This window comes from uncultured Pseudoxanthomonas sp., assembly GCF_947498795.1.
In the GTDB taxonomy this organism is placed as follows: domain Bacteria; phylum Pseudomonadota; class Gammaproteobacteria; order Xanthomonadales; family Xanthomonadaceae; genus Pseudoxanthomonas_A.
In genome coordinates this window covers 144003-163120 of sequence record NZ_CANMLQ010000007.1, presented here as the reverse complement: position 1 = coordinate 163120, position 19118 = coordinate 144003, and the positions used below count along the sequence as shown (strand labels likewise).

Annotated in this window: 14 protein-coding genes; 4 read left to right on the top strand and 10 right to left on the bottom strand. The window is 62.8% G+C overall.

Going from position 1 to position 19118, the window contains the following annotated elements:
* Positions 1-81 precede the first annotated feature (81 nt).
* From Q0907_RS15845 to Q0907_RS15805, 9 genes are all read right to left on the bottom strand, one after another.
* Positions 82-1785: a glycosyltransferase family 39 protein gene (locus tag Q0907_RS15845; RefSeq protein ID WP_081420486.1), complete on the bottom strand. Its 1704-nt coding sequence runs from the start codon at positions 1783-1785 to the stop codon at positions 82-84.
* 63 nt (positions 1786-1848) lie between these two features.
* Complete coding sequence (locus Q0907_RS15840; protein WP_155944762.1) at positions 1849-2589, bottom strand: hypothetical protein; 741 nt, start codon at positions 2587-2589, stop codon at positions 1849-1851.
* Between the two features lie 22 nt (positions 2590-2611).
* Positions 2612-2983 (bottom strand): diacylglycerol kinase, encoded by a 372-nt coding sequence (locus Q0907_RS15835; protein WP_056881660.1) that lies wholly within the window; start codon positions 2981-2983, stop codon positions 2612-2614.
* A gap of 108 nt (positions 2984-3091) precedes the next feature.
* Entirely contained in the window at positions 3092-4711 is a 1620-nt protein-coding gene (locus tag Q0907_RS15830) for a phosphoethanolamine--lipid A transferase (RefSeq protein WP_255357667.1), read from the bottom strand.
* A 91-nt stretch (positions 4712-4802) separates the two neighbouring features.
* Entirely contained in the window at positions 4803-5699 is an 897-nt protein-coding gene (locus Q0907_RS15825; RefSeq protein ID WP_056881658.1) for a cation diffusion facilitator family transporter, read from the bottom strand.
* 81 nt (positions 5700-5780) lie between these two features.
* Positions 5781-8969 carry a CusA/CzcA family heavy metal efflux RND transporter gene (locus tag Q0907_RS15820; RefSeq protein ID WP_056881657.1) on the bottom strand — a complete coding sequence of 1063 codons (3189 nt, stop codon included), beginning with the start codon at positions 8967-8969 and terminating at the stop codon, positions 5781-5783.
* An 11-nt stretch (positions 8970-8980) separates the two neighbouring features.
* Positions 8981-10018, bottom strand: coding sequence for an efflux RND transporter periplasmic adaptor subunit (locus tag Q0907_RS15815; RefSeq protein ID WP_056881656.1), 1038 nt, complete (start codon positions 10016-10018; stop codon positions 8981-8983).
* A 10-nt stretch (positions 10019-10028) separates the two neighbouring features.
* A complete protein-coding gene (locus Q0907_RS15810; RefSeq protein ID WP_056881655.1) occupies positions 10029-11297 on the bottom strand; it encodes a TolC family protein in 1269 nt (422 codons plus the stop codon).
* 54 nt (positions 11298-11351) lie between these two features.
* Entirely contained in the window at positions 11352-11756 is a 405-nt protein-coding gene (locus Q0907_RS15805; RefSeq protein WP_056881654.1) for a hypothetical protein, read from the bottom strand.
* Between the two features lie 152 nt (positions 11757-11908).
* Between Q0907_RS15805 and Q0907_RS15800 the strand changes: the two genes are divergently transcribed.
* Together Q0907_RS15800 and Q0907_RS15795 are read left to right on the top strand one after the other, a co-directional pair.
* Positions 11909-12271 carry a hypothetical protein gene (locus Q0907_RS15800; RefSeq protein WP_056881653.1) on the top strand — a complete coding sequence of 121 codons (363 nt, stop codon included), beginning with the start codon at positions 11909-11911 and terminating at the stop codon, positions 12269-12271.
* 137 nt (positions 12272-12408) lie between these two features.
* Positions 12409-14901, top strand: coding sequence for a heavy metal translocating P-type ATPase (locus Q0907_RS15795; protein WP_056881652.1), 2493 nt, complete (start codon positions 12409-12411; stop codon positions 14899-14901).
* A gap of 105 nt (positions 14902-15006) precedes the next feature.
* Here Q0907_RS15795 and Q0907_RS15790 read toward each other — a convergent pair whose 3' ends face one another.
* The gene (locus Q0907_RS15790) at positions 15007-15633 is read right to left on the bottom strand and encodes a thioredoxin domain-containing protein (RefSeq protein ID WP_056881651.1); all 627 of its coding nucleotides are present in this window, start codon (positions 15631-15633) and stop codon (positions 15007-15009) included.
* A 238-nt stretch (positions 15634-15871) separates the two neighbouring features.
* On the opposite strand from Q0907_RS15790, the gene Q0907_RS15785 reads away from it, so the two are divergent.
* Both Q0907_RS15785 and Q0907_RS15780 read left to right on the top strand, forming a co-directional pair.
* Positions 15872-17659 (top strand): reverse transcriptase family protein, encoded by a 1788-nt coding sequence (locus tag Q0907_RS15785; RefSeq protein ID WP_299346640.1) that lies wholly within the window; start codon positions 15872-15874, stop codon positions 17657-17659.
* A 296-nt stretch (positions 17660-17955) separates the two neighbouring features.
* Positions 17956-18792: a hypothetical protein gene (locus Q0907_RS15780; protein WP_213605387.1), complete on the top strand. Its 837-nt coding sequence runs from the start codon at positions 17956-17958 to the stop codon at positions 18790-18792.
* Positions 18793-19118: the final 326 nt, after the last annotated feature.

The following is a 19118-nucleotide window of genomic DNA, read 5'->3' as shown; positions in this document are numbered from 1 at the left end:
CCGTCCCATCCTTGCCATATCGTTCGCTCCTATCAGTGCAACTGTTGATCATGTTGCATTGACGGGTTGAACTCACCGGACTCAGTCTTCACTGACATCGGCTGACCACGTGGCCGGAACCTCGCAGTCCGGGATCCAGGCCGTACCCGGTGCCAGAATCCAGGCGCGTCGATTGGAGGCGCCGATGTCGATGACCTGCGTTGGATCCAGGCAAGGCCCGATGGCTTCCTTGCGCAGGAACAGCCAGCGTCGTGTGGGGTCCTGCAGGAGCCAGGCGTGCGCCTGCTGCCACTGCTCCACCCAGGGCTTCTTGAAGCCGAACTCGGTAACCGATCGCTCGGCCTGGAGCAGGTGCTGTTCGCGCCAGCCGAGCATGGCCAGCTCGGCATCCAGATCGATGGTCGTTTCCACGCGCTGCATCAGTGCTTTGGCAGAACTGTCCGGACTGAGCGCCGGCATGAGCCCCACGCCATAGGTGATCCACAGCGAGGCGGTGACGGCCACCAGCGCAAGCACCACGCACCGGCGTGCGGCGAGCATCACAACCAGGCTCACGACGGTGAAGCCCAGCAGCCATCCACTGACCTGCTTGACCGTGCCCATGTCCATGCCGCGGCCGTCGAGCAGGCCATGCACGCGCTCGGGTGAGGCGGTCAGCAACCACAGCCCCAGGGCAGCGGTAACGGTGACCACTACCGACAAGTAGGACCACAGCACGGCGCGAACGCCGCGACGACGCAGCAAACCCGCCAACAAGGGAGCGGCCGCGATGGCCAGGGCGGGCAGCATCGGGAAGATGTAGACCTCGCGCTTGCCCGGGCTGGCACTGAAGAAGACCAGCACCAGCAGCGCCCAACCGAGCAGTAGCGCGTAACGCGGGTCCACGCGACGCACACGCCGCCACCACGCCGGCAGCAACCACGGCGCGAGCAGCACGCCTGGCAGCCACAGCGTGAGCATGGTCTGTAGGTAGTACCAAGCGGGTTTTACGTGGTGCCAGGCATTGGCGTAGCGGGTGCCGGTCTGCTTGAACAGCATTTCCCGCGCGTAGGTGTGCAGGGCCGGATCCGATGAGGCCGCCACCGTGGCCAGCATCGGTACCAGCCACACACCCGCGCCCAGCACAAAACCCGCAATGCCGGCCAGCACATGCACCCCTCGGTGCGAGGGCAGGAGGTGGGGCGACTTCCACCGCACCCACAGCCAAGGCACGAACACCAACAACGGCAGAAAGCCCACGCCCTTGGTGACCGTGCCCAAGCCAGCGGCGAAGGTGCCCACCATCAGCAGCCAGGGGCTGGGCTTTTCAAGCAGGTAGCGCACCAGCGCCCATAGCGAGAGCGTGGTCATGCCCACCAGCACCATGTCGATCTGCGCGCGCTTGGCTTGCAGCACGAACTGCAGGCAGACGAACAGGCCCAACACGGTGTAGTCGGTCGTGCGCTTGCCCCACAGGCGCCGGGCAATGTCGCCCGTCAGCCACAACGTCAGCAGCGCCGCCAGCAGGGAGGGCAGCAGGAACGCCACATCCCAGCTGCGCACCAAGACATAACTGGCCGCCTGCAGCCACATGAAGGTGGGCGGCTTCTCGGCGTAGAGCTCAATACCTCGGTAGGGGAACAGCCATTGGCCGGTTTCCACCATGGTCTTGGCCGCCAGCACAAAGCGGGGCTCATCCGCGGGCATCGGCTCGCGTAGCCCCAGGCCCGCCAACAGCGCCGTGATGACCAGCAGGATCAAGAGCCAGGTTTGGCCGGGAGAAAGGTCGCTAAGGGAATGACGCATCGGCGTATCGCTCGTGCAAACAGATGAAAAGGACTCAAGAACTTCAGTGCGGGATCGCGCGATCTAGAAGCGGCGTCGACGCTTTCGCCCGCCATGCGGCGGGGACGGACCTTTGCGCAAACGCGACGATGGGCTGTCGGGAGAGGACGGCCCGTTCTGATGACTGGGAAAGGGATTGCCGAGGCTCTCGATCACCGGCGATGACAGAGCGCGTGCCTGCTCGATCGAGGATCTGAACTTGGCCGCCGACACAAAGGCCGCGATCGCGGCCAGGGCCGACGTCACCCCCAGCCACGGCGCGGCGCCCTGCATGCCCGTACGGGTGGCCACGACTGATTGCAAGACAGCCGTGATCGCGAACAGGGCGCCGTAAATCACGCTCAGCACGATGCCCGTGCGTCGCCGACGCACGGGCGTGGCCTGCAGGGGTCTGGCCATCAGCGCCGACGCGATGGCGAGCGCGTAGAACGGCGCCTCCAAAGCGGCGACCACGGTGCCGGCGGTGCCCACGGATCGATAGGCGATGAGCAAGCCGAGCAACATCACCGGCGTTGCCACCAGCAACTCACGCAGTCGTGGCCGCATCGCCGCAGCGAACTCAGACAGGTACCGGCGATCGTCGCGTCTGAACGCCACCAGCAGATCCAGCGCGTGCAGCGTCACTACTACCCAGAACAGCGAGCCCACCAGCACGACGGTGCTGCTGAGGATGACGGTCAGGCCATCAGGGTGTGGAACCGACATCGCCGATTTCAGGCCCCAGCCCACAGCAAAGAGCAGTGCTCCAAAAAGTATGTACGCCATATCAACCTCCAGCCCGGTGACATCAGCTGGCCAAGATGGCCAGCCATGTCAGGGCGGTAACCGCCAACGTCATGAAAACCGCAGCCGAGCCCATGTCTTTGGCGCGGCCGGCCAGTTCGTGGTGCTCGGGGCCGTAGCGCTCGATGACTGCTTCGATCGCTGAGTTAAGTAGTTCGACCGGTAGCACCAGCAAGACCGTGGTGGCCAGCAGTGCACGCTCTACACCGGTCTCGCCCAGCAGCAGGCCCAAAGGCGCAAGCACCAGGGCGAGCACTACCTCGAGACGAAAAGAAGACTCATGCAGCCAAGCCGCACGCAGTCCTTGAGCAGACCAACGTGCCGCCATCATCAAACGCTTGGGGCCACGCGGCAGGTGGCCATAACCGTCAGCCATGGGAGACTCCTTGAGAAGAAGTGAGTGACTGCTTCAAGCGCGTGGTTCGAAGCGGCCGAAGGCCTGGCAACAGGTGCCGGGCGAGAGGTGAGGGGCAATACGGGAGCCTCATGGCGAGGCTCCTGCCGTGGTCTGGCATCCCGAAAACACATCGAGCTTCGGGTCGTAAGCCGTAGTGCTGACCTGCATCAGACCGAGCACGGAATGGAACAGGTTGTCGTGACTGATCGGCTGGCTTGCCCGACTACGCACGCACGCGGTGTTGACGCCTTTACCGCTGGCCATGCCCGGTGAAAGCCAGGCCACCATCGGCACCTTGATCTGGGTGTCCGGCGCAATGGAGTAGGGCAAGCCGTGCAGATAGACGTTGCCTTCGCCCAGCGACTCGCCGTGATCGGAGACATAGATCATCGCCGTGTCGTGCGTGGTGTCTTGCGAGAGCATCTGGATCGTCTTGGACAGGAAGTCATCCGTTTCCAGGATGGCGTTGTCGTAGGCGTTGACGATCTCTTGCCGCGTGCAGCTGCCCAGATCCGAGGAACGACAGTCAGGCCGAAACTGACGGAGTGCTTCCGGATAGCGTTTGAAGTACGCCGGCCCGTGATTGCCCAGTTGATGCAGAACCACCACCGTGTCGCCGGGGTTGTCATCGATCACATCGTGCAAACCTTGCAGCATCACCGCATCACGGCAGGCCTGGTCATCGCACAGCGAGCTCTCCGGCGGCTTGCGGTAGGACTCGAAGGACAAACCATCGCAGACGCCCTTGCAGCCGGTCTGGTTGTCCCGCCACAACGTCTTGACGCCGGCCCGCTCCAGCACGTGTAGCAGCGACTCGGAACCCACGATGTTCTCGCGGTCGTAGTTGCGCCGGCCAGCAAGGGAGAACATGCAGGGCACGGAGACTTCCGTGTTGGACCCGCACGCAGTGACGTCGCTGAAGTTGATGACGTTCAACTTCGACAGCTGAGGCGTGGTCTGCCGTTCGTAGCCGTTTAAGCCCCAGTTCTGGGCGCGCACGGTCTCGCCAACCACGACCACCAACAGGTGGGACTTGGTCGAGGGCGCGTGCGCCTGCTGCCGGGCATCGGCCGCCACGACCTGGCGCGGCAGCTTTGGGCTCCCGGCCTCTTGGCTGAGCACGCGCGTGATGGACGCCAGGTAGTTGCCCGGCGCGATCAGGTAGCGCAGCGCTTTGTCATTGCGCATCAGCGATGACAGATCCTGGAACGTCGCCATCACCCCGACGCATGCAATCAGAAACATCGCGCCCAGGAACAACGTCCGCCGCAACAACGCTCGCTTGATCGACACCCGAGGAAAGTGCACCAGCCACAACGCGGCAGCAGGCAGCACGCCCATCAACAGGACGGTTCCCAGCATGTCCCACGTCAGTAACTCGCGCGCCTCCTGCGTATCGGTTCTGATCACGTTCCGGACCATGCTCGGATCCAGATAGACCGCATACGTGCTAGCGAAGTAGGCCGCCGAAGCGGTGGCCACCAGCAGGACCGCCAGAACAGGTCGGGCAATCCAACGGTTGAGCACCAAGCCGAACAGCAACGCATGCAAGCCGACCAGGGCGGCGGTCACCCCGATGTAGAAACGCAGTTCTCTCGCGCCGCTCAGGACGCCTGATTCTTTGACACTGGCCCAGAAGGCGCCGTTTGCGGTGAACGCAAAGAAGACGGCAACCATCAGGATGACCAGCTCCAGGCTCAGCGCCACCCGCCAACGCGGACGGTGTGCGCTTGTTGAACCTCGGAGCGATGTGTCTTGGAATCGGGCGAACACCTTGCGGAAACTCGCTCGATTCCGGTCAGGCATGGCCCACCTCGCTTCTGCACGAAGTGCGTTCCACCTGCAAAGTCACATCATGGATATCGAACTGCTGCTCGATCACCCGGGAGAGTTCGACTTGGATCGTGTCCGGATCGGGCACTCCCGCCGCCAGAACGATGTGAGCCGTCAGCACGACCTGCCCAGTCCCCAGCGACCACACGTGCAGATCATGGACCTCCTGCACGGCCGGCATCTCGATAAGCCGCTTACGGATGGCCGCTACGTCCATGCCTTCCGGCACACCCTGCATCAGGATATGGCCGGCCTGCTTGAGCAGGGTCCAGGTACGGGGTAGCACCCACAGGCCGATCAACACCGCAATGATCGGATCGACCAGCGTCCAGCCCGTGACCTTGATGACAATCGCACCAATGATCACACCCACCGATCCGAGCATGTCGCTCCAGACCTCCAGGTAGGCACCCTTCACATTCAGGCTGGTGCCACTGCCGGCCCGTAGCAGACGCATAGAGATCAGGTTGACGATCAGACCCAGGGTGGCGATGACCAACATGCCCGTGGACGCAACTTCAGGCGGCTCACGAAAGCGCCCGACCGCCTCCCACAGGATGTAACCGGCAACCACGAACAACAGACCGCCGTTGATGATCGCGCCGATGGCTTCCATACGGGCATAGCCATAGGTGCGGCGAGCATCAGCCGGACGTCGACTCATACGCACCGCGATCAGCGACACGGTGAGGGCGATGACATCGGTCATCATGTGCGCCGCATCGGATAGCAGCGCCAAGCTATTTGTTACCAGACCGCCGATGATCTCGGCGATGAGGAACGTGGAAGTCAGGCCGAGCGCCCACCATAGGGGCTTCTCGTACCGGATCTCGGACGTTCCATGATCATGCCCTGTGCTCATGCGTGTTCTCCTAAGAACAGATGCAAAAGAGCGGCTAGGAACGGGGTATGGCGGCGGTGCGTACACCGCCGCCGTGCCCTGTCACGATTTCATGTGCGCCGGGGTGCGATTGAAGCGGGTGTGCACCCACCGGTAGAACACCGGCAGTACCACCAGCGTCAGCAACGTGGAGGAGATGATTCCGCCAATGACCACGGTGGCCAGCGGACGCTGCACTTCCGAACCCGCACCGACATTGAGCGCCATCGGGACGAAGCCCAACGATGCGACCAATGCCGTCATCAGGACGGGGCGCAGACGTGTGAGCGCACCTTCCCGAATGGCTTCGGCCATGGGTTGTCCGCTCTCGCGCAAGCTTCGGATGAAGCTGATCATCACTAGGCCGTTGAGCACCGCCACACCGGACAGGGCGATAAAGCCCACGCCTGCCGAGATCGACAGCGGAATTCCGCGCAGTGCCAGCGCCAGTACGCCACCGGTCAAGGCCAGCGGGACCCCGCTGAAGACGATGAGCGCGTCCTTGGCCGAACCAAAGGCCATGAACAGCAAGGCGAAGATCAGCACCAGGGTCACCGGCACGACGATGGACAGACGCTTACTGGCCGAGATCAACTGCTCGAAGCTGCCGCCGTACTCGATCCAGTACCCGGTCGGTACCGTGACCTGCTTGTCGATAGTCGACTGCAGTTCCGAGACGAAGCTACCCAGGTCTCGATCGCGAACGTTGGCGGTCACGATGATGCGTCGCTTGCCGTTTTCGCGGTTGATCTGGTTGGCGCCCTCGGAGATCTCTACGCGCGCCACTGAACTCAGCGGGACGACCTGCGCCTGCGCGGCGTTGGCCTGCGTACCCACCGACTCATCAGCCTGGTTGGCCGCGATGGCCGCCGTCAGCGAGATGGGCAATGCCGAGAGCGCGGTGGGATCCAGGCGCTGCTGTTCCGGCAGACGCACGACAATGTCGAAGCGTCGATCGCCTTCAAACAGCTGGCCCGCCACCTCACCACCGATGGCCGTGGCCACGTTGCGCTGCACGTCAGCCGGATTCAGGCCATAGCGTGCCAAGGCATCCCGATCGGGCAGCACCGAGAGCATGGGCAGGCCAGCAGCCTGTTCCAGGCGAACGTCAGCTGCACCGGGTACCTTGCGGGCGGCGGCCTCGATCTTCTGGCCCACTTCCAGCAACGTATCCAGGTCATCGCCGTACAGGTTGATCGCCACGTCCGCGCGCACGCCCGAAATCAGCTCGTTGGTACGCATTTGGATCGGCTGGGTGAACTCGTAGTTGTTGCCGGGGATCTTCTTCATCTCCGCCTCAACTTCCGCCACCAGGTCCGCCTTGAGCTTGCGCGGGTTGGGCCACTGATCACGCGGCTTGACCATCACGAAGGTGTCAGCCACCGACGGCGGCATCGGGTCGGAGGCGACCTCAGCCGTACCAATCTTCGACCACACTCGCTCCACTTCTGGGAACTGCAGCAAACGTTCTTCCACGATGCGTTGCATGCCCAAGGACTGGGTCATGCTGGTGCCGGGAATACGCATGGCCTGAAGCGCGAAGTCGCCCTCATCCAAGCTGGGAACAAACTCGCTACCCATGCGAGAGGCGAGCAGCCCACTGCCAACCAGCAGGGCGATCGCACCGATGGCCACCAGCTTGCCGCTACGCAGGCTCAGATCCAGCAAAGGTTCGTAGCGCCCACGGAACCAGCGCATCAGCCAGTTCTCTTTCTCTTCGACCTTGCCACCGAGCAACATCGCCACGGCAGCGGGCACGAAGGTCAGGGACAGGATCATCGCGCCCGTCAGCGCCAGCACCACGGTGATGGCCATCGGGTGGAACATCTTTCCTTCCACACCGGTCAGGGCAAAGATCGGCAGGTAGACGGCGGTGATGATGCCCAGACCGAACAAGCTCGGTCGGATCACTTCGGCCGATGCGCTGGAGGCCACTTCAAAACGCTCTTCCAGCGTCATCTCACGCCCGAGTTCATGCTGACGTTCGCCAAAGCGACGCAGGCAGTTCTCGATGATGATGACCGCGCCGTCGACGATCAGACCGAAGTCCAGTGCGCCCAGGCTCATCAGGTTGGCCGACACGCCACCGCGCTCCATACCGGTCAAGGTGAACAGCATCGACAGTGGAATCACCGCAGCCGTGATCAGAGCAGCTCGGAAGTTGCCTAGCAGCAGGAACAGGATGACGATGACCAGCAACGCGCCTTCGATCAGGTTCTTGGCGACCGTGGTAATCGTGCGATCCACCAGCGAGGTACGGTCGTACACCGGCGTGGCAGTAACGCCCTTGGGCAGACTCTTGGCCGCTTCCTGAAGCTTGGCGGCCGCGGCTTGGGAGACGTCACGGCTGTTGGAGCCCACGAGCATGACCACCGAGCCGAGCACGACCTCGTGGCCGTTCTGGGTTGCCGCACCAGTACGCAGTTCTTCACCGTCGGCCACATTGGCCAGATCACGAACCCGAATGGGCACACCGTCACGACGGGTGACGACGATCTTCTGAATGGCAGGAATGTCCGAGACCTGTGCCGGCACACGCACCAGGAACTGCTGGCCGTTACGTTCGATGTAGCCGGCGCCCACGTTCTGGTTGTTGGCCTGCAGGGCCGTCACTACATCTTCAAAGGTCAGGTCCAGCGAGCGCAGCTTGGCAGGATCAGGCGTGACGTGAACCTCACGCTTGAAGCCGCCCATGGTGTTGACTTCGGTCACACCCGGAACGTTGCGTAGTTGCGGACGAATCACCCAGTCTTGCAGCGTACGCAGATCGGTGGCGGTGTAGGGCGTGCCATCGGGTTTGCGGGCTTTGGGATCGGCATCGATGGTGTAGGAGAAGATCTCGCCCATACCGGTGGCAATCGGACCCAGGGTGGGTTCGATACCTTCGGGCATTTGCGCCTTCACTTGCGCCACGCGCTCGGAGACCTGCTGACGCGCAAAGTAAATGTCCGTCCCGTCCTTGAACACGACGGTGACCTGGGACAGCCCGTAGCGGGAGATCGAGCGGAAGTACTCCATCTTCGGCAGACCGGCCATGGCCGTCTCGATGGGGAACGTGACGCGTTGCTCGGCCTCCAGTGGCGAGTAACCGGCCGCTTCGGTGTTGATCTGAACCTGGACGTTGGTGATGTCGGGGGTGACATCGATAGGGATCTGACGGGCACTCCAGATGCCGATGGCGATCAAGGCCACCGTCAACGTCATGACCAGCCAGCGATGATTAATCGCGACTTTTATGATTTTTTCGAGCATGACGGTCTCCTTTAGTGCGCGTGTGTCGCGCCGGACTTTTCGATGTCCGCCTTGACCAGGTAGCTCTGGGTCACCACGATGTCCTCGCCGGCCTTCACGCCTTCCAGCACGGCCACTTGCGTGGAGTCACGATCACCCAGCTTCACCGGCCGCGCCGTGTAGGTATCGCCGTCACGCACAAACACCACGTCCTTGCCGTCCATGCTCTGGATGGCCGACTGCGGAATCACGACGCCCGCATCGCTGGTGGACATCGTGATTTGCGCCTTGACCGCGGTGCCTGGACGCCAGAAGCCATCCTCGTTGGGCAGTGCGGCACGGGCGACCAGGCTCTGGCTCGCCGTTGACGTGCTGGGCAGCACGCGTTCGATGGTCGTCGTAGCGCTGACGTTGTCGTACAGGCGACTGACCGTGACGGCCACGCCCGGACGCAGGTACTGCGCATCGGCCCCGAACACATGCAGGTCGACCCACACCTTGGACAGATCGCCGATCTCAAACAGCGGCTGGCCTTCGGCGGCTACGCCACCGACACTTCCTTGTCGACTGAGGACGACGCCGCTGATCGGTGCGGTGATGGTGTAGGTGGTGAGGCTGAGATTGCTGTGAACCACGGCCAGCGCTTGGCCTTGACGCACGGTATCGCCCACATTGGCGCGCAGGGCACGCACCACACCGGGATAGCGCGCAGTGACCTGGGCCACGCCGCCTTCCATCGGCGTCAGCACGCCTTGGACTTCCAACTCGTTCTTGATGGCACCCTCACTGACCTTGGCCACTTTCACGCCACTCTTGTCAGCTTCTTCCTGCGGGATCGTGGTCTTCTCGGCACCTTCTTCTGCATGACCGCCGGCTTCCTCACCGTGGCCAGCTTCCCCTTCCTCGTGCCCGGCTTCGCCTTCGGCGCCGTGATCATCACCCTCTGCGCTGGCCTCTTTGGCAGGCGCCGTTTTCTCTTCCGCGGCGTCCTTGGAACCACCGCAAGCGGCCAGCATCAGGACAGCGCCCAGCAGCAACGTCGGAGCTGCAATCTTTGCAACGTTCTTCATTTGGAAATCCTTATGGGGTGGTGGTGCCGCTGGCGACGATCGGCTGCCCGGTCAGGCGCTGGATCTCGATCAGGGCAGCTTGTGCGTCGACGGCCACTTGCAGTTGGCGCACGCTGGCTTCCACGCGTTGCGCCTGCAGCTGCGACCACTCCAGATAGCTGATCGCACCGGCTTTCCACGCGTACTCGGCGGCCTTCTCAGCCTTCTCCAAGCGTGGAATCACGTCGGTACGCAGGCGGCCGACTTCCAACCGTGCCGTGGAGTAATTGCCGTAGGCGTTGGTGAGCGCGGAGTACAGATCGATGCGCAGGGACTCGCGTTCGATCGGCGTCATCGCCAGTTCGGCTTCAGCAGCACGGATGCCCGGTGCGGCGCGGCGTGCCGACCCCAGCGGAATGCTGATGCCGGCCATGAACCCCACATCGCTCGTAGCACGGTTGTAGCGTCCACCGGCCTGCCACTGCAGATCAGGCGTAGCTTGCGTACGAGCCAGACGTAGTTGGGCTTCACGTACACGCTCCACGCCCGCCAACTCAGCAAGCTCGGGTGTGTTCTGCAGATACTCACTCAGTGCATCGAAGCTCTGCAGTTCCGGCAGCACCAAGGGATTGCCCGCCGCCACGGTGAAGCTGGGCGTACGCTCATTCCACAGGGCCGCCAGGTTCTGGCGCGTGGCCGCTTCATCGGCAATGGCACGATCCCGATCCAGCTCGGCCGTGGCCAAGGCCGCCTGTGCGGTGAGCACGACGGACTCAGGTGACGCACCTGCGGTCAGGCGGGTACGTGCTGCATCGACAGCGCGCCTACGTTGAACAATGTCCAACTCGGCGATGCTCTTGCGCTTGGTCGCCGCGGTGACCGCCAGATAACGCTGCGCCGTCTCGGCCAGCAGGTCCAGCCTTGCCATCTCACGCTGCGGCGCCAACGTATCAATGTTGGCCAGCGCCAGGGCTTGCCGGGCGTTGAGCTTGCCGCCGCGCTCGATCACCCCAGCCAGGGTGACCGTGAGCTCGGCCTCGCTGAAACCGCGATAGTTGCCGGTGCCGAGCGTGTTTTCGATGGTTGCGCCGAGGGTCATCGGGGGCTTGAGGGCCGCCGATGCCAGATTGGCATCCAGGACCTGACGACGTCCGTCGAAGATGCGCAGGTCAGGGTGTGTCGTGGCAACGCGCGCAATGGCGTCGTCCAACGAAAGGGTAGAAGAGGGCGCCGTCCCCGTCTGCGCGTACGCAACGGGCACGACCAAAAAGGCAGCGCACGCTGCCAGTCGCAACCACATGAGGTATCTCCGATTAGGCGAAAGAACGATGCACCGGCAAGCCGGCGTGCAGCGTTAGGCCGTAATCGGGGGACGGGTTAGGGACAGCGGCTGCAGGGAATCCAGCGGCTGGATCTCGTGCACAGGCGCGATCGCCTGAGGAGCGAGCGGATCGACCACAAGGGCGGGCGAGGGAATAGCCACCGGGTGGCCGCACGCATGGGCGCCATGGACCAGCGCGTGCAGCAGATCGCCGGCCGAACCCTCGTCCTGATCGCCGGCATCCTGATCAACCACCGCGCTGGTGGCGTCATCGCTGACATCGCAGTGCTCCGGATCGGCATGATCGGCCACGGCCTGGGCCGACTCGTGGATATCGCCCACGGCCGCCAGCACCGGATTGGCCACCACCGCGAACAACAGCAGTGCCAGCGCCGGGAGGCGCAGGAGACGGCTGAGTTGGCGCAGGGCGCGTTTCATAGTGGGGGTATGGTAGTCAGCCCATTGCGCGTTAGACAATCACGTAATTCAGAAAACAGCGCTTCTTGTTAAGGCGTTACGGTGTAACAGCGCTTGGCGGACGCGAGGGTGTTCGGTATCGTCGGGTCATTCGTGCAAGCCGGGGCCACCGAGTGCGCATCCTGACCGCCAACGCCAAAACCTGGCTCGCCTTGGGCGTGTTGTGGCTGGTCGCGGTGGCAGTGCAGGCCCATCCGGTCTTGACCCAGCTCGGGCAGTTGCATGGCCTTGAGCACCAAACCACTCATCTCAGCGCCACTCAGCACGCGCACGACGCCAGCGGCGATGTGCCCGGTGAAGACGCCAAAGGCGCACACAGCCTGTTCCATCATTCGGACGTATGCGCACACGCGGTGATTCTGCCGGACTTCCCGGCACCTGGGCCGCTCATCCCCGGTCAGGCCTATACGCCCATCGCTGCGGTCCTGGCGCTGGCCCAGCGCTCTACGCACCCCTTACGCCCACCCATCGCGTGATCGCGCGGGCGCACGCCGCCTTGGCGTAGCCCCTACTTTGGGATCGCGTGCGCCGGTCGCAACGACCGTGCTGTCGCGTGGCACTCACCTGCGCTGTGGACACTCAGGTTCATCTGCGCAGCACTGACGAGATCGATATGGATACCTCCCCTGGCAAGTTGCGCCTGGACATTCCCGTTGTGCTTCCCCACGTGCGGGATGCCGCCGATGCGTGCATCGAGCGCCTGCAGAGCGAACTGCTCGCGCGGCCCGGCGTTGACCGCGTCCACATTCGACCTGCCGAGGGGGAGGGGCCGGGCCAACTGTGCGTGCACTTCGATCCGCAGGTGATGTCGCTGGCTCGCATTCGCGAGCTGGCCCAGGCCGCGGGTGCACGCGTCACGGAAAGCTTCGGTCACGTGACCTGGACGGTCACCGGCATCGGGCATGAGCGACGCGCCCGCAACGTGGCCGAACAGATGAGCTCGGTGTTTGGCGTACTGGAAGCTCGCGCTAGCTCGGCCGGTACGGTGTACCTGGAGTTCGAGCGCGAAAAGATCGACGAGGGCGGACTGGAAGCCTCCTTGAAGCGCATGGGCGTTGCACGCGTGGCGACGGGCAAGCCGTCCCAGCATGAGGATCACGCCGGTCATACGCATGACGGCAAAGAGGGCGAGCACGGGGGGGAGAAGCACGACCACGACCACGCCGGCGGCTTGCTCGGCCCCAACGCCGAGCTGATCTTCGCCCTGACGTGCGGTGCATTGCTGCTGGCGGGCTTTCTGATCGAGAAGTTCGCCGCCTCATTGCCGGGGTGGTTGTCCACGGCCTGCTACATCGGTGCGTACGTCTTTGGCGGTGCCTACACGCTGCTCGAGGCCTACGACAACCTCAAGCTCAAGCGCTTTGAAATCGACACCTTGATGCTGGTCGCCGCCGCCGGCGCCGCCGCGCTAGGCTCCTGGGCCGAAGGTGCGTTGCTGCTGTTCCTTTTCAGCTTGGGTCATGCGTTGGAGCACTACGCGATGGGACGCGCCAAGCGCGCCATCGAGGCGCTAGCCGAACTCGCACCCGACACGGCGATCGTCATCCGCGGCGAGACCACCACCGAGATTCCGGTCGGCGACCTGCAACTTGGTGATCGGGTACTGGTGCGTCCCAATGAGCGTCTGCCGGCCGATGGGTTCCTGCTGAAGGGCAACTCCAGCATCAACCAGGCACCGGTGACCGGCGAGTCCATCCCGGTGGACAAGCGGCCGGTGGAGGATGCCGCGCTGGCACGAAGCCGGCCCGACAGCGTCGATGCGGCCAGTCGGGTCTTCGCAGGCACCATCAATGGGGCCGGCGCGATCGAAGTGGAAGTGACCAAGCGCGCCGAGGATTCCGCGCTGGCGCGGGTGGTGAAGATGGTGAGCGAGGCCGAGACACGCAAGTCGGCCACCCAGCGCTTCACCGATCGCTTCGAGCGGATCTTCGTACCTGCGGTACTGGTGCTGGCGTTCCTACTGCTGTTTGCCTGGGTGGTGGTGGATGAGCCGTTCCGCGACAGCTTCTATCGCGCCATGGCCGTGCTGGTGGCCGCCAGTCCGTGCGCGTTGGCCATCGCCACCCCGAGCGCGGTCCTGTCCGGTATCGCCCGCGCGGCGCGTGGGGGCGTGCTGATCAAGGGCGGCGCGCCGCTAGAGGATCTGGGTTCGTTGAAGGCGATGGCCTTCGACAAGACCGGCACCCTGACCGAAGGGCGCCCGCGCATCATCGATGTGGTGCCGGTGGACGGCGCCTCGGAGACCGAGCTGCTGCAGGTAGCCGTTGCGGTGGAGTCGCTGAGTGATCATCCGCTGGCGGCCGCGATCGCGCGTGATGGTCGCAGCCGGTTGGATGCGGGCAAGTTGCCGACAGCCTCGGATCTGGAAAACCTGATCGGCCGCGGCGTCAAAGCCCGTCTGGGCGATCAGCCGGTATGGATCGGCAAGGCCGAGATGTTCGGCGCGGATGGAGTTCCCGCCCTGGGCGCCGCCGCGGCGGCGGCCATCGCCGCGTTACGCGAGCAGGGCAGGACGACCATGGTCGTGCGGTTGGGGGATCGGGAGCTCGGCGCGATCGGCTTGATGGACACGCCGCGCGAGGCGGCCAAGCAGGCGCTGGTGCGCCTGAAGGCCATGGGCATCGAGCGCATGATCATGATCTCTGGCGATCACCAGAAGGTGGCCCAGGCCGTGGCCAAGGAGGTCGGTCTGGATGAGGCGTGGGGCGACCTGATGCCCGAAGACAAGGTCGAGGCGATCCGCAAGCTGCGCGATCAGGACAAGGTCGCCATGGTCGGCGACGGCGTCAACGATGCGCCCGCGATGGCCAACGCCACCGTCGGCATCGCCATGGGCGCGGCCGGCTCGGACGTTGCCCTGGAAACGGCCGATGTGGCGTTGATGGCCGATGACCTGAAGCACCTGCCATTCGCCGTGGGCTTGAGTCGTCACACGCGCGGCATCATCCGGCAGAACGTCTTCGTCAGCCTCGGCATCGTCGCCTTCCTCGTGCCGGCCACGATCTTCGGTCTCGGTATCGGTCCGGCGGTGGCCGTGCACGAAGGCTCCACATTGTTGGTGGTCTTCAACGCGCTGCGTCTGCTGGCCTACAGGGACAGGTCATAACGCCACAGCCTCAAGCTGATGACATCACGGTCGCGGCGGCACCACGTCGTGATCCTTCTCTACGTCGTCACGGCCTGCCGAATACCTCGGCAGGCCGCGCCAAGATCAGGGCTTCTTACGGGTGCGCTGGAGTTCGGTTGCCACGAGCGCGCTCAATTGCTGAGGACCCAGTTCGGACAGCAGCTTGCCGTTGACGAAGAATGTCGGCGTGCCGCGAATGTCGGCCGCTTCCACGGCGGCCACTTCGCGTTTGATCAGGGTCTCGACGGCTCCGGTCGCCAGATAGCGCTGTGCGCGTGCGCGGTCCAGGCCCGCGGCGAGAGCGAACTCCCACACCTTCTTCGGATCCGACGCGCCATGGCTGGCCCACACAGGCTGGTTTCGCATCAAGGTCTCCAGCACCGGCTCAAACTTCTTCTGTTCCCGGGCTGCTTCCAGCACACCAATCGCCTCCTTGGATACCTGCCCATGGAAGGGTACGTAGCGGATCACCAGGCGCACGTCCTTGGGATGGGCGGCCAGCAGTTGCTTCACGTGGGGATACATCGCGCGGCAGGACTCGCAGGCCGGGTCGAAGAACTCCACGATCGTGACCGGCGCCGTTACCGGTCCCAGAGCCGGTGCGCCGGCAGGCGCCAAGGCGGCAGCGCGGGTAGGGGTTTGAGCCATCACCGGGCCTACCGCAACGAGCAGACTGAATCCAAGCGCGATCAGGACGGATTTGAACGACATCAGCTGGCATCTCCAGGGCAAGGAAGTCGCATTGTCGCAGATGCATCAACGCCGCCGCGCAGGCCCTGAGTGCCGTTGCGATCCTCTTCCGGCAAAGCCGAATGCATGCAGCTAGCGGGAGCCCCGCCGGCTGATATTATCGAGTCAGGGGTGGGCGTCCCTGCCTGTGGTTCAGGGCGCGAGTCGCGTCCGCCATCGCGGTATCACTTGCTTCTCCAGCACGGCGCCCACCCCTGCTATGAGCCTTGATGACTACATCCCGCAGTTGGCTCGACCGGCCAACGTTGAGCAACTGGCCAAAGCGCTGGGCGTTGCGACGCAGATCTTCACGTTCATCGCAGACAACAGCGAGCCTGAGCGCATCTATCGCCGGCATCTGATCCCCAAGCGGGCCGTCCGTGCATTGCCCTCGGTGCCTGTTGAGGACGCTCGGGGGATCGTCACGCTCTCGCTCGATAGCTTTGATCTGAGCAAGTACCGCGTCGTGTGGGAAGCGCACAGCCCGGTCATCAAGCATGCCCACAAGTCTGCCGCACGGGTACTGGAGCGTTACCTCTCCCGGCCCGGCTCCCTGTTTCCCCATGAGGCCGCCTTTGGCTACGTCAAAGGCCGATCCACACGACACAACGCAAGACGCCACGTGGGTGCCAAGCGGCTACTTAGCGCAGATATTCAGGACTTCTTTCCCTCCATCACGTTGGCGCGCGTCGAGCTCGCCCTGGAAGCGGCAGGCTTGCAGCCGGCAGTGACCAACGCTTTGGGGCGCTTCCTGACCATCGAAGGCACGCTTCCTTTGGGACTTAACGCCAGCCCGATGATCGCCAACCTGGTGGCAACACCCCTGGACCACGATTTGAATGCGTTGGCCAAGGAGTGGGGGCTCACCTACACACGCTATGCCGATGACATTACGTTGTCCGGCGATGGCGAACTGCCCACACGAGAGATCATCGAAACGGTACTCAAGCGTCACTTCTTCCGACTGAACAAGAGCAAGTTCCGCACCTCAAAGCTCGGCCAGAAGCACTACGTCACCGGCCTGAGCGTGGCCGACAAGGCCGCGCCCCACGCCCCGCGCGCGATGAAGCACAAGCTCAGGCAGGAGCTCTACTACATCGAGAAGTTCGGCTTCCTGGAGCATCTATCGCGGGGCGGCGAGGGGGGCACCGAACAGCACAACGTCAATCGTCTGGATGGCACGGTCAACTATGTATCCAGCATCGAACCGCGTCTGGCGCATCGACTGCGCGCTGCCTGGCAGAAGGTATGCGACGAGAATGACATCGCCAAATCATTTGAGCCTAGGCCCGTCATCCAGCTGCGACCTGCTTCGTGGTTCGTTGATGAGGCCGAGATCGTCCATCCGGATGGCACACGGCTTCTCGCGCTCTGCCTTGCCGACGTTCTGGAGCCTGGCCGGTTGGATACAGAACTACGGACGCTGTTCGCCGAAGAGGCCGGAGATGCGTTCGGGACAGCCGATCCGCTGTCTATCATCCAGAAGGGGTTGCATTGGAGTGATGCGACATGGTCCCAGCGTGAGGCCGTGGTCAAGCTTATCGCCGCCTCACCTGTCAGGGTCATGGTCGCCCTGGCGCCGCTGACTAGCCCGAGCGAGTACGCCAAGACCTACACCGACCTGCTTTGCGAGATTCTCGAGACGGCCCTGAAGATTGCTGATGACGCAGAGATCGCGATACATGTTGAGGAGAACCGTTCAAAGGTTTCGAGGGCGGACGTACAGGAGGCGGTGACCCGCGCCTACACCGAGCTGGAAGCCAAGAACCAGCGTCGACCGTTACAGGCACCAGAGGTCAACATCGTGTCCAAGGGAGCGACGCCCTGCTGCTGTGTACCCGATACCGTATTGGGCGCACTGCATCGCTATGCGGTTTCTCGCAAAGACGGAAAGGAGGGCTCACTAGCGGTCACCCTTTTCGAAAGACTGCGTAACCATTACTCAGTCATCTTCGACCGACATGCCAACAAGATGTATCACCATCGGTCGCCCTTCAAGCGTTGGTGAGAACGGCGTTTGAAGTATTCCATTTTTGCCCATTGACCGAGCCAAGAAGCAAGCCGTCGGCCGGGTTGCCATGGCCATTCCCGATGGTGCCGACTGGTCCATCTGTGGGGCCTAGTTGGCCTGGTAACGCTTACTGCAGTCGCCGCGTCCAGCCCGGAGGGGGACCCCAACTGCATTCTTGCTCGTTCGCGAAACTAGGGATTGCGCGGCTTGTTAGTCGCATCGCACAGCCCTAAGATCAATTTGTGTCGAGGGGCGCCCAACATATGTGTTTGGGTAAGCCGGGAGCGGGTAGTTTGGCCAGACTGGAGAGTGCATTGATATTTGAGCAAGCATTCATGGCTATGCCGGAGTTTCTAACGGGAACTCCATTTTCTGAATACCAGTTCGAGGCGACTATAGCCAATGCTTTTTCTCTTGCAATTCTTCAAGAACTGAACTCCCGCAATGTGCAGAACCCCATATCTCTGCTGCGAAGCGAGGTTCTTTATCACGGCACATCAAAGCACGCAGATGTTCACATCAATCTTTCATCGTTGAACATTTTCAATGAGAACTTTGCGTCGTATGGCTTCTACCAAGACAATTGGCTAGAGGCGAAGTTTTTCAGGCTATCAAATAGCGGTCAGCCGAACATACCGCCGCTTCACTCAACTTACTTGCTCTTAAAGGATGTTCTCAGGCTATGTATGTTGGTGCAGGATGCACCGCCTGGCGCAGACTCATCTTCCGGTAGATACCTTCTTCATGCCTATCAAGACAGCCCCAGCCAATACCTCGTCTACAAGCGGAACTCTGGCGGCTCTAGAACGGAGAGAGCTTGGCTGTCGCCCTTGATAACGCCAGGCGAACAACGCCTCGTCATTTCGGATCTTGGCAAAGAGCGAACCAAATCATTTGAGTCAAATGTTGGGAAGAAGGCTGCGCTCTACGAAGTTGACGCGCAGATTACGAACTTTGTTCATAAACCGCGAACAAGTAGCCCTAATGTCTACTACATCGTTCTGACAAGAATTAACGACTTTAAAATCTCAAAGGGGAATCTTTCATATGGAAGAAACAATGGAAGAACTTTTGGGAACTTGAGGTTCTTTCAGAATCTGGCTCTATCAGCGGATCGGCGTCTAGCCTGAGTATTCAGGCCGGGGCTCCGGTCAGCTCAGTCCTGTAATTTGCCTTCCGAGCGTCGTTGGTCGCCCCCAGCGCTCGGCCCCGGGCTTGCGGCAGCGCAGCAGGCTCGATATCCTGCGCCCCGATCTTCCTCCATGAGGAACGATCATTCCCTTGGGGAGTAGCCAGCTACCACGGACCGTGGGAGCCCGCACGTCAACATGATTGGCTTCACTAGGCCATGGCGCGCGGACCGATTGGGTGGCGAGACCAACGGATATCGACGTGACCCCGGTCGGGCGCGGCGATGTTCGTTCGTCCGCAAAGTCCCGACCGCAGGTGCTCGTCC